Annotated in this window: 19 protein-coding genes; 12 read left to right on the top strand and 7 right to left on the bottom strand. The window is 34.3% G+C overall.

The window, feature by feature from the left end; all coding sequences use genetic code 11:
• Positions 1–16: 16 nt before the first annotated feature.
• Entirely contained in the window at positions 17–919 is a 903-nt protein-coding gene (gene xerD, locus DFQ03_RS12155; RefSeq protein WP_133673445.1) for a site-specific tyrosine recombinase XerD, read from the top strand.
• Here xerD and DFQ03_RS12160 read toward each other — a convergent pair.
• Positions 916–1,401: a hypothetical protein gene (locus DFQ03_RS12160; RefSeq protein ID WP_133673446.1), complete on the bottom strand. Its 486-nt coding sequence runs from the start codon at positions 1,399–1,401 to the stop codon at positions 916–918. The genes xerD and DFQ03_RS12160 overlap by 4 nt on opposite strands.
• Positions 1,402–1,568: 167 nt before the next feature.
• Positions 1,569–2,861: an NAD(P)/FAD-dependent oxidoreductase gene (locus tag DFQ03_RS12165; protein ID WP_133673447.1), complete on the bottom strand. Its 1,293-nt coding sequence runs from the start codon at positions 2,859–2,861 to the stop codon at positions 1,569–1,571.
• 100 nt (positions 2,862–2,961) lie between these two features.
• Between DFQ03_RS12165 and DFQ03_RS12170 the strand changes: the two genes are divergently transcribed.
• The 3 genes from DFQ03_RS12170 (at position 2,962) to DFQ03_RS12180 (ending at position 5,665) form a co-directional block, all read left to right on the top strand.
• On the top strand, positions 2,962–4,389 hold the full coding sequence (locus DFQ03_RS12170) for an amidohydrolase (protein ID WP_133673448.1): 1,428 nt from the start codon (positions 2,962–2,964) through the stop codon (positions 4,387–4,389).
• Between the two features lie 126 nt (positions 4,390–4,515).
• Positions 4,516–5,010 carry an RNA polymerase sigma factor gene (locus tag DFQ03_RS12175; protein ID WP_133673449.1) on the top strand — a complete coding sequence of 165 codons (495 nt, stop codon included), beginning with the start codon at positions 4,516–4,518 and terminating at the stop codon, positions 5,008–5,010.
• Between the two features lie 4 nt (positions 5,011–5,014).
• Positions 5,015–5,665 carry a hypothetical protein gene (locus tag DFQ03_RS12180; RefSeq protein ID WP_133673450.1) on the top strand — a complete coding sequence of 217 codons (651 nt, stop codon included), beginning with the start codon at positions 5,015–5,017 and terminating at the stop codon, positions 5,663–5,665.
• Here the strand turns inward: DFQ03_RS12180 and DFQ03_RS12185 are convergent.
• Both DFQ03_RS12185 and DFQ03_RS12190 read right to left on the bottom strand, forming a co-directional pair.
• Positions 5,662–6,468 carry a lysophospholipid acyltransferase family protein gene (locus DFQ03_RS12185; protein ID WP_133673451.1) on the bottom strand — a complete coding sequence of 269 codons (807 nt, stop codon included), beginning with the start codon at positions 6,466–6,468 and terminating at the stop codon, positions 5,662–5,664. The genes DFQ03_RS12180 and DFQ03_RS12185 overlap by 4 nt on opposite strands.
• Before the next feature lie 26 nt (positions 6,469–6,494).
• Positions 6,495–7,136: an NUDIX hydrolase gene (locus tag DFQ03_RS12190; RefSeq protein ID WP_133673452.1), complete on the bottom strand. Its 642-nt coding sequence runs from the start codon at positions 7,134–7,136 to the stop codon at positions 6,495–6,497.
• Here DFQ03_RS12190 and DFQ03_RS12195 point away from each other — a divergent pair.
• Positions 7,135–7,854, top strand: a complete 720-nt coding sequence (locus DFQ03_RS12195; RefSeq protein ID WP_133673453.1) for a peptidylprolyl isomerase — start codon at positions 7,135–7,137, stop codon at positions 7,852–7,854. The genes DFQ03_RS12190 and DFQ03_RS12195 overlap by 2 nt on opposite strands.
• A gap of 60 nt (positions 7,855–7,914) precedes the next feature.
• Here the strand turns inward: DFQ03_RS12195 and DFQ03_RS12200 are convergent, their stop codons facing one another.
• Both DFQ03_RS12200 and DFQ03_RS12205 read right to left on the bottom strand, forming a co-directional pair.
• Positions 7,915–8,526, bottom strand: coding sequence for a trimeric intracellular cation channel family protein (locus tag DFQ03_RS12200; protein WP_133673454.1), 612 nt, complete (start codon positions 8,524–8,526; stop codon positions 7,915–7,917).
• Between the two features lie 3 nt (positions 8,527–8,529).
• On the bottom strand, positions 8,530–9,255 hold the full coding sequence (locus tag DFQ03_RS12205; protein WP_133673455.1) for an RDD family protein: 726 nt from the start codon (positions 9,253–9,255) through the stop codon (positions 8,530–8,532).
• Positions 9,256–9,288: 33 nt separating this feature from the next.
• Here DFQ03_RS12205 and DFQ03_RS12210 point away from each other — a divergent pair, with 33 nt between their 5' ends.
• The 7 genes from DFQ03_RS12210 to DFQ03_RS12235 all read left to right on the top strand — a co-directional run bounded on the left by DFQ03_RS12210 (position 9,289) and on the right by DFQ03_RS12235 (position 15,450).
• Positions 9,289–10,275: a stage II sporulation protein M gene (locus tag DFQ03_RS12210; protein ID WP_133673456.1), complete on the top strand. Its 987-nt coding sequence runs from the start codon at positions 9,289–9,291 to the stop codon at positions 10,273–10,275.
• On the top strand, positions 10,238–11,176 hold the full coding sequence (locus tag DFQ03_RS12215) for a hypothetical protein (RefSeq protein WP_133673457.1): 939 nt from the start codon (positions 10,238–10,240) through the stop codon (positions 11,174–11,176). The genes DFQ03_RS12210 and DFQ03_RS12215 overlap by 38 nt, the downstream gene beginning before the upstream one ends.
• A gap of 1 nt (position 11,177) precedes the next feature.
• Positions 11,178–11,342, top strand: a complete 165-nt coding sequence (locus tag DFQ03_RS18830; protein WP_166637466.1) for a hypothetical protein — start codon at positions 11,178–11,180, stop codon at positions 11,340–11,342.
• A 63-nt stretch (positions 11,343–11,405) separates the two neighbouring features.
• A complete protein-coding gene (locus DFQ03_RS12220) occupies positions 11,406–11,900 on the top strand; it encodes a hypothetical protein (protein WP_133673458.1) in 495 nt (164 codons plus the stop codon).
• Between the two features lie 43 nt (positions 11,901–11,943).
• Positions 11,944–13,122 (top strand): DUF4350 domain-containing protein, encoded by a 1,179-nt coding sequence (locus DFQ03_RS12225; RefSeq protein ID WP_317128177.1) that lies wholly within the window; start codon positions 11,944–11,946, stop codon positions 13,120–13,122.
• Entirely contained in the window at positions 13,112–14,110 is a 999-nt protein-coding gene (locus tag DFQ03_RS12230; RefSeq protein WP_133673460.1) for an AAA family ATPase, read from the top strand. Before DFQ03_RS12225 ends, DFQ03_RS12230 begins: the two co-directional genes overlap by 11 nt.
• 5 nt (positions 14,111–14,115) lie before the next feature.
• Positions 14,116–15,450 carry a DUF58 domain-containing protein gene (locus tag DFQ03_RS12235; protein WP_133673461.1) on the top strand — a complete coding sequence of 445 codons (1,335 nt, stop codon included), beginning with the start codon at positions 14,116–14,118 and terminating at the stop codon, positions 15,448–15,450.
• A gap of 1 nt (position 15,451) precedes the next feature.
• On the opposite strand, the gene DFQ03_RS12240 is transcribed toward DFQ03_RS12235, so the two are convergent.
• Positions 15,452–15,922, bottom strand: coding sequence for a hypothetical protein (locus DFQ03_RS12240; RefSeq protein WP_133673462.1), 471 nt, complete (start codon positions 15,920–15,922; stop codon positions 15,452–15,454).
• Between the last annotated feature and the right edge of the window lie 11 nt (positions 15,923–15,933).

Genomic DNA, 15,933 nt, shown 5'->3' on the forward strand with positions numbered 1-15,933 from the left:
TCTTTATCTTTAAACCATGAATTGGAAACATGCTTTAAAAGATTACACAGTATTTCTTAAGCTTGAACGAGGCTTATCAAAAAACTCTATACAGAGCTATACTATGGATATCGAGAAATTAATGTCTTTTCTTGATGCACATGCCATAATTACCACCCCAATACTTATTGACAAAAACACGGTTCAGCAATTTATATATGAAATTGCTAAAGTTGTAAACCCTAGATCCCAAGCACGAATTATATCGGGACTCAAAAGTTTTTTCAACTATTTGATTTTTGAAGATTACAGAAAAGACAATCCGTTAGATTTAATAGAGTCTCCAAAAATTGGACGCAAATTACCAGATACACTTTCAGAAAATGAAATAGACCAATTAATCGGCGCTATAGATTTAAGTTCCGCTGAAGGAGAACGCAACAGAGCTATGCTAGAAACTTTATATGGTTGCGGACTACGAGTTTCTGAACTTATTGGCTTAAAAATATCTGATCTGTTTTTTGAGGAAGATTTTATTAAAGTTACCGGTAAAGGAGACAAACAACGATTTGTACCCATAAGTTCTGTAAACAAAAAATATATTAATATCTATAGAAACGAAATTAGAGTTCACTTAAAAATACAGGAAGGTTTTCAAGATATTCTATTTCTTAACCGACGTGGAAAGCAACTTACCCGAGCCATGATATTTACTATAGTAAAAAACTTAGCTGTCACTATCGGCTTGCAGAAAAGTATAAGTCCGCACACCTTTAGACATTCTTTTGCTACTCATTTACTTGAAAATGGCGCAGATTTACGATCTATACAACAAATGCTAGGTCACGAAAGTATTACTACGACAGAAATTTATATGCATGTAGACCGATCGCACTTAGCAGAGGTTATGAATACGTATCACCCTCGAAAAAGCCATTAAAATTTCCATTTGCTACCTAAGGTCAATGCTGCCGGCATTACTACATGTTTCTCGCCAAATGCACCCATGCTCGGGTTATTTAGTTGAATATTAGCCTTCAACTCGATAATTAAATTAGGATCGACATCATACCCTAATCCGGTCACAAAGCCAATACGGTATGGTGATTGTCCAACTTCTGTATTTTCTGTAGCTATTTCTGCTTCAACCCCACCAAGTAAATATAATCGCTCATTCAAATACACTTTAGCCAATAAGCTAGATCTGAACCTTTCACTCAAAATATATCTATCATAAAAGCCTTGAAGTTCTAATTGCATAGATTTTGAAACCCCATATTGCACCATAAAAGATTTATGCACATCACCTATTGCAGAAGCAGGGTACGCATGCCCCGTAACTGATAATCCGGTTAGTGAAGAAGGTAGGTTTGATACTGGTGGTTCTTCTATTGTTTGACCCTTAGCTATAATTACAAACATGAACAGAAAACTTCGCACGAGAACTTTCATAGGTTGGTTATCTTAACGTTATATAGATAATTTCCTACAAAAGATATTTTTAAAATTAGACCTAACGAAATACTTGGCAAAACTTTAACTGCCAAGTGTTTATAAGCCTCCAGTTTATATATAGAAATAAAGCATCCCTAATCTTTAAACTGACTGTAATCTCTTTTAAACGGACGGATGATTAAACGTGCTTCACGATCAAATCGAATGTAGTTATAAACCCAATTGATAAATACTACCATTCTATTTCTAAATCCGATTAAGAAAAATAAGTGTACGAACATCCAAACGAACCAAGCGAAAACTCCTTGAAATCTGAACTTCTTAATATCGCAAACTGCCTTATTACGACCAATCGTTGCCATGCTACCTTTATCAAAATAGACAAAGGGTTTCATAGGTTTGTTCTCCAATAAATTTACCAAGTTTTCACCTAGTAGTTTTCCTTGTTGTATTGCAGGTTGTGCCACCATTGGGTGCCCACGAGGATTATCTTCTGTTGCCATACAGGCAATATCACCAATGGCAAATATATTAGGGTAACCTACTACTTGATTGAACTCGTTGACATTTAGTCTATTGCCTCCTGCAATTACACCTTCACCATCTAAACCTTTAATACCGGCACCTTTTACCCCTGCTGCCCAAACTACGGTAGCGGCATCGAATTTCAAGTCTGTTTTAGTGGTAACCGTCTTACCATTATAACCAGTAACACGAACACCTTTCCAAACCTGGACTCCTAACTTTTCTAAAAAATCTTCTGCTTTTTTAGAAGCTTGTGCGCTAAAACCTGGTAACAAGCAATCGCCACCTTGTACAATATTTATCTGTGCTCTTCTAGTATCTAAATCTGGGTAATCTTTTGGTAAAATTCCTTTTTTAATCTCCGCCAAAGCACCAGACAGCTCTACTCCCGTTGGTCCTCCACCTACAATCACGAAATTCATTAAAGCATCTCTTTCATGATAATCGTCTGTAAGAAGCGCCTGTTCGAAGTTCTCTAAAATTAAACTACGAAGATTCAATGATTGCGGAATCGACTTCATAGACATCGCATTCTTTTCTATCTCCTCGTTACCAAAGAAATTAGTTTCAGAACCAGTTGCGACTACTAAATAGTCATAACCTATATCACCAATATTTGTATTCAACTTTTTACCAGCAGTATTTATATGTTCTACTTCGGCCAAACGGAAATAAAAATTATCATACCCTATTAAAACTTTACGAAGCGGGTACGCTATAGAATCTGGCTCAAGACCTCCTGTAGATACTTGATACAATAATGGTTGAAAAGTATGATAATTGTTCTTATCGATAAGAACGACCTGTACTTCTTGTTTACTTAATTTTTTCGCCAGAGAGACTCCGCCAAAACCACCACCTATTATTACAATTCTAGGATAGCTCGAAAGAGGTATGTTCATAGTATGAATACTTAAATGCGAAATTAAACAAATGGATTTCTACTTTAAAATAATAATGTGTTTTTAGTATCTTTAAGGTCTAACTCAAACAATCACCAAAATGCGTAAAACCCTTATTTTATTGGCAGTACTAAGTACTTCCTATTTTTCGATGAACGCTCAAAAGAGCGAAAAAGACATTATTAAAAATTTAGAGAGTAAAAGTACCGATTACGGAATTATAGCTCAAAATATCTGGGGATTCGCAGAAATGGGATATCAAGAAGAGCAAAGCTCTGGTCTTCTACAACAAACACTGCAAGACGCTGGTTTTACCATTAAAAAAGGTGTTGCAGGTATCCCGACCGCATTCATAGCAGAATACGGAAGTGGTAGCCCCATAATTGCTATTATGGGTGAATTTGATGCCTTACCAGGTCTTTCTCAAAAAGCAGTTTCAGAAAAAGAATCAGCAGGTGCAGCTGCCGGTCACGCATGCGGTCACCATTTGTTCGGCACAGCTTCTACAGCTGCTGCCATTTCAACAAAAGAGTGGTTGGAAGCGAACAAATCTAAAGGTACTATTCGTTTTTACGGTACACCTGCAGAAGAAGGTGGTTCTGGTAAAGTTTATATGGTTCGTGAAGGACTTTTTAATGACGTAGATATCGCTTTACATTGGCACCCAGGAGCTCAAAATGCAGCGAGTGCTGGTGCAGCTTTAGCAAACAAATCGGCTAAATTTAGATTTCATGGTATTTCTGCTCACGCTGCAGCTTCGCCAGATAAAGGTCGCTCTGCCTTAGATGGGGTTGAAGCTATGGATATGATGATCAATATGATGCGTGAACATATACCACAAGAGGCAAGAATTCATTATGTAATTACAGATGGGGGAAAAGCACCTAACGTTATTCCTGATTTTGCCGAAGTATATTACTATGCTCGCCATAATAGACGTGACGTCGTTATCGAAATTTTTGACCGTATGGTAAAAGCTGCGGAAGGAGCTGCTTTAGGTACAGGCACAACGATGGACTATGAAATGATCGGTGGTACGCATGAGTTGCTTCCAAATCTTACTTTACAGAAAGTGATGCATGACAACCTAACTGAGGTTGGGGGTATGGAATATACGGCCGAAGAAAAGGCGTTTGCCGATAAAATAGCAAAATCATTAGGTCAAGAAAAAGCAGATCTTGCTACTGCGAAAAATGTACAACCGTATAAAACCGAAGCTAAAGCATTTGGCTCTACCGATGTTGGCGATGTTAGTTTTACCGTACCAACAGTTGGTTTTAGCGCTGCTACTTGGGTACCTGGCACACCGGCTCATAGCTGGCAAGCAGTTGCTGCAGGTGGTACTTCTATTGGTAATAAGGGAATGATGATCGCTGCAAAGACATTAACAATGACTGCCATAGATTTATTTAAAGATAAAAAGTTGATCGAATCCGCAAAGAAAGAATTCATTGAAAAAAGAGGTGCCGATTTTAAATACATTCCTCTTTTAGGTGATAGAGCTCCTGCTTTAGACTACAGAAAATAGTGATAGATTACTAGTAGATTAAAAAGTGCCAAAGAATACTTTGGCACTTTTTTTTATGTATTTTCAGATTTATTGTAACAAATGAAACCTTTGTAAGACTAACATTCTAAGAACAGCCAACCAACAGTGAATAAAGAACTTGAACACAAATTTGTGACCGAGCTACAGGACAATCAAAATATTGTCCATAAAGTGTGTACCCTGTATACAAATGACCGCGACTCTCACAATGATCTGTTTCAGGAAATAACTATTCAATTATGGAAGGCTTACCCAAAATTTAGGGGCGAAGCAAAGTTTAGTACATGGATGTATCGTGTGGCATTGAATACTGCCATTACCTTATACCGAAAAAATAAAAGAAGAATTGATACCGCTGATTATGAGTCTATAATTTTTAAGATTAAGGCAGATGAATATGATGAGACCGAAGAATTGCAATTGAAGCTGATGTATAAAGCCGTGAAGCAATTAAATGATGTTGACAAAGCATTGGTTTTTTTATATCTGGAGGATAAAAATTATGCAGAAATATCAGAAACATTGGGTATTACCGAAGTAAATGCACGTGTGAAGATGAACCGTATCAAAACAAAATTAAGAACCATTTTGAATCCATAAGCATATGACGGATGAACTGGAATTATTAAAGAAAGACTGGCAGAAGAAGGAATTTGATATTCCGAAGCTGAGTTATGAAGAAATACATAAAATGATCTGGAAGAAATCTTCCTCTATCGTTAAATGGATACTTATTATAAGTATATTAGAGTTTACCGTACCTCAACTTTTATACTTTGTACCTTCATTTAGAGATGGAATGGAAATTTATGAAAATATAGGTATTGCCAAATATTTAAAAGTATTATCTGGTTTAACCTATTTGGTGGCATTTTACTTCATCTTCCAATTCTATAAAAGATTTAAGGAAATCTCAGTTTTAGATAATTCTAAAAACCTGATGAAGAAAATAATAAAGACCAGAAAAACCGTTAAACACTATGTTATCTTTTCTTTATCTATGATTATGGTAACAATAATAGTAATGATTATTGGTGTTTACCTGAACGATAATATCATCTCAGCTTTCCCTGAACTAAAAGATAGTCTAGAAAACATTTCCGCAGAGAAACTAAAGATCACCGTTATGCTTTCTATAGGTATTTTTGGTGTCATCTTAACGCTTGCTGTTGGTGGAATCTATTTTCTACTCTATGGATTGTTACTTAGAAAACTGAAGAACAACTACAGTGAATTAAAACATTTAGCGGTTTAAGACTGTTTCCACTTTCGCTGCTTGTTCTCTTCTTCAAATGCCAGTAAATCTTTTTTAGAGATTACTTTTAAAAATGAAGGGTGTTGCTCTATGGCGTATTCTAACTTTTCAATAATAGATTCAGAAGATTCATTATCATAATCTATTTGTAAAGGCTCTTTAATGACCATAGACTGAAGAATTCCCTTTTTCTTTACACGAAGTCCTTTCTTATCAAAAGAACGTCTAAAGCCGTCAATTACTACTGGCACAACAACTGGTTTGTATTTTTTAATGATATGTGCAGTACCTTTTCTTAAAGGTTTCCATGGTGTTGTAGTCCCTTGAGGAAAAGTAATTACCCAACCATCATTTAAAGCTTTACCAATGCTTGAAATATCGCTCATTTTAACTTGACGCTTTACATCTTTACCCTCAGAACGCCACGTTCTCTCTACACTTACAGAACCTGCATAGGCCATAATTTTGGTCAACAGGCTTTTTCTCATGGTTTCTGCAGCCGCTACATAATACATATTCAGTTTAGGCTGCCATATATAACCTAGGTTTTTTATGGAATCTTCTCGCCCACTTAAGCTTGCATTGAAGACATGAAACATTGCCACAACATCGGCAAAGTAAGTTTGATGATTACTAACAAATAGCACATTTCTATCTGGCAGGTTTCTAATAATATCAGAACCTTCGATTTCTAGGGTATTAAATCCCTTATAACGCTGATGCGAAAGCAGGGCCAAAATTCGAATTAGCCATTTCTTAATATATAAATTATGCCCGAAAGGGTTTTTATCAAATAATCCCATAGAATGCTAAAATAAATAAATATGCCTTACAACACCTGCTTTAATAACTCTTTAATCTCATTCAACATCATTGCCGTCGCACCCCAAACAATATAACCGTTTAATTTAAAGGCAGGTACTTCAATATCTACGGCATAAGAGGTTGTTAATTTTTTAGAAACTATTTTTGTTTCATCTAAAAAATCCAGTATTGGAACTTCTAGAAGCAATTCTACTTCTGATTCTTGTATTACAAAAGGTTTCGGTTCTTTATACAAACCAATAAATGGCTGTACTATAAAATTACTTGGAGGAATAAAAATTTCGGAAATTTCTTTTACCAAAGTAACGTCTTTGGGATCTACCCCAACTTCTTCATATGTTTCACGCAATGCAGTGGTCAGCAATCCGTCATCTGACTTTTCTGCTTTACCACCCGGAAAACCTACTTGGTTCGAATGCACACCTTTGTATGTTTTTCTCAGTATCAACAACAGATTGGTATTTTGATTTACCGTTGGATAAAACAATGCCATAACCGCTGCTTTCCTCGGACTCTTCTTCGATAGATTAATTCGCTGTAATTCTTCTATACGAACTTCTGGAGCCATTTTATGTTGCGAAGCTTCTCCCGGTAGCGGTAGATCCTTTATTTTTGATATTTGTTGTTCAAAAAAATTAAAATCCATGCGTTTACTTAAATTCTATATATTTCTTTCTATTGCAATTGCAGCATTAGCTAGCTGTAAAGATACTTCTAAGAAAGTTGATACTGCAACTTCCAAACAACAGACAAAGATTGACTCTTCTAAAATTACAGAAAAAGAAATTATAAAGGATGAGCAAGATGAAGCTTTTGAACTTACCGAAGACAATGCCATAGATTTCTTTTTCAACTACGAAAAAACCTTAAAATCTAACAAAGTAAAAATTACCACCAATCTTGGTAGTTTTACCATAGCGCTATTTGAGAATGTACCTTATCACCGAGCGAATTTTATTTACCTTACTGAAAAGGGTTACTTTGATTACACGCAGTTTCATAGAGTCGTGAAAAATTTCATTATTCAAGGCGGTAATTCTGATGACGAGAAAACCGGAAAGAAAAGAAATGATATTGGCAGATACTTATTACCACCAGACACTCGAAAAGGTCATAAGCACCATAGAGGTACGGTTTCTATGCCTAGTAGTGAAATGGACAACCCTCATATGCTAGCATCTCCTTTCGAATTTTTTATCGTTGTTACCGATCCTGGCTCATATCATTTAGATGATGAATACACTCCATTTGGAAAGGTAATAGAAGGTATGGATGTAGTTGATAAAATTAATAATGTACCCGTTGAAAAAGGAGATTGGCCATTACAAAATATCTACATTGAAAAAGCTGAAGTGCTAAAATAATAGTTGTTGGCCGTTGGCTTGATTATAACTATTTAACTAAGCTTAATACTCCCAAAGAAATCATGTTTTTTCACGATAGATATTTGGCAATGATATTTTAAAACGCACTGCTAGAATTCGCATGATTATAATGGTTACAATTGCCATGGAATAAGCTATGGTATTTTGTATTGGAAATTGAATTAAAAGAAAATATACCAATCCACCCAAAATACATACAGTTGCATAAATTTCCTTTCTGAATATTACAGGTATTTCATTACATAATATATCTCTAATTACTCCGCCAAAACAAGCAGTAATCGTACCTAAAGCGATACACATTACAGGTGGTAGATCTGCTGCCAATCCTTTTTCAACACCAACCATAGTGTACAGCCCTATACCAATAGTATCAAAAAGAAATAGTGATTTTCTAACATATTTCAACTGCTTGACAAAGATGATTGCCAACAACACGGTAATTACAATTATGAGCAGATGCATTGGTGCATTTAACCACCCTACAGGTTTAATACCAATTAAAAGATCACGCAAAGTACCACCACCAACTGCTGTTACAAAGGCTATGATAAATACACCAAAAGCATCTAGTCTTTTATCCATCGCAACCAAAACGCCAGAGATTGCAAATGCAATGGTTCCTAAAATATCAATGATGAAATAAAACATTGGTTATAGCTTTTGAGTAAAATAATTATAATCTTTTAAAACGGTATCTAAATACTGTATATCATACAACTCCGAATTGGTCTGCAATATACTATCTACTTTATCTCTAAGTGCTTTTAGTGTTTTAAAATCATTGCTTTTTTTAGCTATACCGAAGGTTTCTTTGATCAGTCTCACATCCTTATCTGTCAACATCGTAACATTTACAAATTTAGGCACATATGCATCTTCTACTTCTTCTAGAATAGTATGAGAAACTTTAGTCTTATTTTTAGTACTAATTACAACTGTACCTGCGGCAGCATCACCTAAACGCTGTTTTTTTTCAGAAAACAATATGGTAAGAATACCTATAGACCCCAAAAAAATCCAAATATCGACCAAACGAAGCATCCACCGAATTAAATAATTACTCCAATGAACCGGTGAGCCATCAACCGATACCACTCTCATCTTCATAATCATTTTACCTACAGTTCTACCATTAAAAATTATATGAATTAACAAACTATAAAACATTGCAGGTAAAGAGATTAAACCAACTATGCCTCTCTGTGTCCAACCATCATTATAAATATAACCGACTGCATCGCCAATTAAATTTACCAAAAAGTAATAGAGATATAATATAAAAGCATCTATAAAAAATGCCACAATTCTTTCACCAATACCAACAATAGTATAATTAAGATTGACATTTTGCGTTGTATTGATTTGAAGGTTATTCATTAAGTCTTAAATTTAACAAGGTAAAAATAGTTTATGCGCGAAGCTGCTTTTGTGAAGCAAAATAAGGAAAAATGGATTGCATTCATAAATGCCATAAACCTTGGTGCTACCTCAAACCCAGATCAACTTGCCAATGGATACATTCAACTTACCAATGATTTAGCCTACGCGCAAACGTATTACGCAGAAAGTAAGACTTTATTGTATTTAAACGGATTAGCTTCTCAAGCACACCAAAAAATCTACAAGAATAAAAAAGAAAGTAAAAACCGAATTCTTAGCTTTTGGGTAACTGAATTTCCACTATTTTTTAAACAATATCACACTACACTTGGCATTGCTTTTTTAATATTTTTTATCGCATCTGCGATTGGTTCTTTTTCTGCTTTAAACGATGCAACCTTTGTTCGTTTAATTTTAGGTGATGCATATGTAAACGAAACCCTTAATAATATTGCTAATGGTGATCCTGCCGCTATTTACAAAGGTGGTAGTGAAATAGGTTCATTTTTAGGCATTACCATTAATAACATAAGAGTTGCATTTCTTGCCTTTGCATTTGGGGTAATTACTAGTATTGGCACTGGTTATATTCTTTTTAGTAATGGCGTTATGCTAGGTGCATTCATCACTTTCTTCTATACGAAAGGGGTTTTCTTCGAAGCAAATAAGCAAATATGGTTACATGGTACCATAGAAATTTCAGTTATTATCATTGCGGGGTGCGCTGGCTTAATAATGGGCAATAGCATTCTTTTTCCCAAAACGTACTCGAGACGCGCTTCCTTTATGAAAGGTGCCAAAGACGGACTAAAAGTTGTGGTCAGTACCATTCCATTTTTTATCATTGCCGGCTTTATCGAAGGTTTTATTACCAGATACACAGGTATGCCCAATTGGCTGGCATTTCTAATAATTGGAGCTTCTTTATTCTTAATTATATTTTATTACATAGCATACCCGATCATACTTAATAACCAACATGAAAGACAATTACATACCATTACAGGTAAACCGTGATTTTGGCGGAATCGTATCCGCTTATTTCGACTTTTTCAAACAGAATATTAAAAACTTTACCAATGTTTTTATCAGTTACAATGGTGTTTTTTTAATAGGTCTATTAATTACAAGTTATTTACTAGTATCTGGTTTTTTGGGAATGATTGCGCAAGAATCTAGCAATGATTTTAATGGAAGTGGTATTGAATTTGAACAAGACTACTATATTTATTTAGGTATAGGTGGATTTTTATTCGTTATCATCTTCTTAGGTGTTGCTTTCTTAAATTATTCGCTTTCTACCAGCTATATGATTAAATATGTAGAGACTAGAGATAAAAACGTAGATAAAAAAGAAGTTTGGGAGCTAGCTAAAAGCCAATTCGGAAATATCTTTCTATTTGTATTACTATTGATACCTATTTACTTTGTATTTCTTATTGTAGCCGTCATTTTGGCAATTATACCTTTAATAGGCTTTATTGGGCAATACATTGTACAATTCTTTTTAACCGCATGGGTAGGTGTTTCATTTTTTGATATGCTTCAAAAGAAAAAAGGAGTGACAGAAGCATTAGGCGAAGGCTGGAAATTAGTAACCGCTAACTTTTGGAAATCTGTAGGTGTTAATTTCATCTTAGGTCTTTTATTAGGTATTCTATTGGTAATGGCCTTAATAGTACCTGGTATTATTATAGGAGTCTATACCTTTCATGTTGTTGAAAATAATGTTGACTACTCGCACTCTATAGTTTCTACTATCATGTATACCTTAGGTACTTGCATAGTTTTAATTATTGCAGTGTACGGTCAATGTCTTAGTCAATTCGTTAATGGTATATTATATTATGCCTTACATGAAAAAACTTACAATGAAAACACTAGAGCTACAATTGAACAAATAGGTCAAAACAATTAATTTGAAGCATACTTTTCTTCTCACTTTATTTCATTTATTAACGCTATGCACATTTGCTCAGGGCACGAACGATAGTATTATAAAAATTGATTCTTCGTCTGTATTGACTTTAAGAACTTTTGAAGAAGATATTTCTAAAAAGTATACGGGCGACGAGTTTAACTAAACCTTTAAAACAGGTGAATCTCAAAACCTGTTAACACGATTTATCAATTGGGTCGGACAAGGATTGAGCAATATTTTTGGTATCAATATATCGCCACAAGTATTAGAAATTATTGAATATCTCATCTACTTTTTACTGGTAATTCTAGTTATCTACCTTATTGTAAAAGTACTGATCAACGAAAATTTTAATTCACTTTTTCAGAAAAAAGCGAAAACAATAAACGATATCAACTTAACAGAAGAACATATAGAAGGTATTGACATTAGTAAATTACTTACCACGGCCATCGAACAAAAAGACTACCGACTTGCCATACGCTACCAGTTCTTACTCACTTTGCAAAAGCTGTCTAAAAGTGATATTATAGAATGGCATTTCGATAAAACAAATTCAGACTATTTTACTGAAATAGAGCAACCAGCCATAAAAAAAGGATTCAAAAAAGTAGCCTATCTGTACGATTATATCTGGTATGGCGAACAGACTATAGATGACATAAAATACACGAAATCGGTTTTAGATTTCGAATCGATCAACAAACAAATTCAATCATAATTTGGGTAAACGTTCTAAAATAATACTTGGGCTTTTGATTGCGGTGCTAATTGGTATCATCGTAACCGAAATAGTACGCCCTAGACCCATAAACTGGAGACCTTCATATACATCTGTATCTAAAATTCCTTTTGGTTGTTTTGTGCTTTTTAATGAACTACCCAATATTTTTTCCAAGAGCGAAATTGAGTCCGTTGAAAGTAGCATGTATGATGCTCTAATACAACGTGATAGCACCATACCTTCTAATTATTTAATCATTAACGATTATATTTATTTAGATGAACAAGAGACAAATCAGGTTTTAAAATATGTGGAAAATGGTAATCATGTTTTTATAGCTACAAGTAATCTTACAGGGCAATTAGCAGATACTTTAAATATTGAAATTACACAACAGTATGATATGCAGGAAGACTCGGTCAGAGCTTCTTTCTCCAACAAAAATTTCAAACGAGAACATTTCTATTTTGAAAGAGGAGTCGACCCTTCATTTTTTGTTAGTGTTGATACAGCAAACACAGAAATATTAGGACACATACAGTTTAAATCTTCTACTTTTTTAGAGGATAATAGGAATGATATTAAATTGAGACCTAATTTTATAAAGACGTCTTTTGGTGAAGGAAGTTTCATAATCAATACCTTGCCCGTCGCATTTACCAACTATTACGTATTAGGTGATAATAGCGACTACAGTACACAAAGCTTTTCGTATTTAAACGACCATCTTGTATATTGGGACAACTATAAAAAATCTGGCAGAAAGGTCATAACCTCACCAATGCGATTCATTTTAAATCAACCCGCATTAAAATGGAGCTATTATTTACTGGTGATCGGGCTTCTACTTTTTGTCATCTTCAAAGCAAAAAGAGAACAGCGAATAATTCCAATCATAAAACCTTTGGAAAATTCTTCTGTAGAGTTTGCAAAAACTGTAGGATCACTATATTATCAACATAGAGATTACACTAATTTGAACAATAAAAAAATTATCTATTTTTTAACCTATGTTAGAAATAGATACTTTGTAAACACCACTGTTTTAGATGAAAACTTAATTACACAATTAAGTGCTAAAGCGGGAAAATCTAGAGAAGAAACAAAATCTTTAATAGACCTCATACTCAGCCTAAAAAATAAACCTATACATACTGAACAAGACTCTTTAGCCTTGGTTCAGAAAATCAACACATTTAAACAATCTTATGGAAGATAATACACAAGATGAAAACAACGTAGAATTTAATTCGCGTATAGATCTTACTAAACTACAGGAGTCTGTAGCCAATGTAAAAGCTGAATTAGGAAAAGTTATTATTGGTCAGCAAGAAATGATCGAGTTATTGATTGTTTCTATTTTAGCAAACGGACATTCACTTATTGAAGGTGTACCGGGTGTAGCCAAAACTGTGACGGCAAAACTTTTGGCAAAAACCATGAATGTAAATTTTAGTAGAATTCAGTTTACTCCAGATTTAATGCCAAGTGATATTCTGGGTACTTCTATATTCAATGTGAAGACATCTGAATTCGAATTTAAAAAAGGACCTATATTCTCAAATATTATTCTAATCGATGAGATAAACCGTGCACCTGCCAAAACCCAAGCTGCCCTTTTTGAAGCCATGGCTGAACGACAAATAACAATTGACGGAAATGAATTTGAAATGCAACCTCCATTTTTGGTTTTTGCCACTCAAAATCCTGTTGAACAAGAAGGTACATATAGACTGCCAGAAGCTCAATTAGACCGTTTTCTTTTTAAAATAAATGTTCAATACCCTACTTTAGAAGAAGAAATACAGATACTAGAAAACAAGCATCAACAGAAAAATACGAACGTTGAAGCACTAATAGATTCTGTCCTTTCTGCAGAACAAATTGCAGCTTATCAATTGGTGATAAAAGATATCATTGTCGAAGACAATTTACTGAAGTACATAGCCGCTATTGTGAATAATACTAGAACTAATGCCAATTTATACTTAGGAGCTTCACCAAGAGCGTCTATTGCCATTTTAGATGCCTCTAAAGCTGTTGCAGCCATTAATGGTAGAGATTTCATCACTCCTGATGATATCAAGAAGGTTGTTGGTCCTATTTTAGGTCATAGAATTATCTTAACCCCTGAAAGGGAAATGGAAGGCTATACTGCTGAGAAGATGATCAGCGACCTTATTCAAACCATAGAAATTCCAAGATAATTATCGTGAAAAAGGTTTTCAAAAATATATTTCTTCAAAAAAGATTCTTTCTGGCTTTAACAGGAATCATCTTGTGCTTTTTAATATCCTATATTTTTGAAAATTTATCTTTTGTAGCTAAACTTCTCTTTTATCTATTTTTAGCCCTTACAATAGTAGATATTATCCTTTTATTTTTATCTAAAGGAACCATAATTGCCGATAGAATTGTACCTGACAAACTTTCTAATGGCGATGAAAACAACATCAAAATCAAGGTCACTAACCAATACCTATTTTCAAGCCAAGTAAACATTATAGATGAGCTTCCTTTTCAATTTCAAAAGCGCGATTTTAATTTTCACAGCGTATTAAAAACTGGAGAACAAAAATTTTATAATTATATTGTAAGACCTGTAGAACGTGGAGTTTATAGTTTTGGAAATTTAAATGTATTCGCTACATCGCCCATAGGTTTTTTGACTAAGAAATATACATTTAACCAAGATAAAGAGGTACCTGTATACCCTTCATTTTTACAACTTCGTAAATATGACCTTTTAGCTTTTAGCAATCGACTTCTTGAATTTGGAATTAAAAAAATTCGCCGTATTGGCCATACGATGGAGTTTGAACAGATTAAAGATTACATACAGGGTGATGATATTCGTAATATAAATTGGAAGGCAACTGCAAAAAAAGGTCAGTTGATGGTCAACCAATTTCAAGATGAAAAATCGCAACCTATTTATTCTATTATTGACAAAGGTAGGGTAATGAAAATGCCTTTTAATTCGCTTAGCTTACTCGATTACGCTATCAACGCCACTTTGGTCATAAGTAATATTGCACTTAAAAAAAATGATAAAGCGGGTATGTTCGCTTTTAGTAATAAAATAGAGAACAGAGTTGTTGCAGAACGTAGAAGTTCTCAAATGAATCTTATTCTTGAAACGCTTTATAACCTAAATACTAATTTTGTTGAGAGTGATTTTAGTAGATTATACATTGACACAAAAAGAAATTTACCACAACGAAGTCTATTACTTCTATATACCAATTTTGAAACCTTAGACGCACTACATCGCCAATTACCCTATTTGCAGGCGATTGCAAAACAACATTTATTGGTAGTTATTTTCTTTGAGAATACAGAACTTGTTGCATACGCTAAAGAAAAACCCAACAATACTCTTGAGATTTACGGACAGGCTATTGCAGAAAAATTTATCTACGAGAAACAATTAGTGGTAAACGAATTGAGAAAGTACGGTATACAAACTATTTTAACCAAACCTGAAGATTTGACTATCAATACCATTAATAAATACTTAGAAATTAAAGCGAAGGGACTTCTGTAATCTATCGAAGAAGATAAGCTGCCTGTAGTTCTGAGGTTATATCGCCCGTGCCATTTTCTACGAACAAGGGCAATTGAACTTCATATTGGTTATCTAATTGAGCAACCAAACAACCACAACTTTTTCCTCTTCTATTTCCTCCACGACCATTGCCACCATTACCAACAAATACTTCTAAAGCTAAAGCAGATATTACACCTCCCAAAGTCGTAAACACTACATCTCTGGTTTCCCAGTCAGCTCCTCTAGAAGAATCATAAATTGCTTCTTTAGCTAATCCTGCTGCAAATGCACTCCCAATAGCACCAGCCCATTTCCATCCTCGTTGACCATTAGATATTTTATGTGCAGCGTAGCCACCGGCAACACCAATTACCACACCAGAACCAATATGCTTGGCCGCATCACCTGGATCCTGAGCACTTAAATTAGTACTTATAATAAATATTAAAAATAGAATAAAGAATCTCATTTTTAGGGAAT

It is taken from the genome of Maribacter caenipelagi (assembly GCF_004364175.1).
Lineage (GTDB): Bacteria > Bacteroidota > Bacteroidia > Flavobacteriales > Flavobacteriaceae > Maribacter > Maribacter caenipelagi.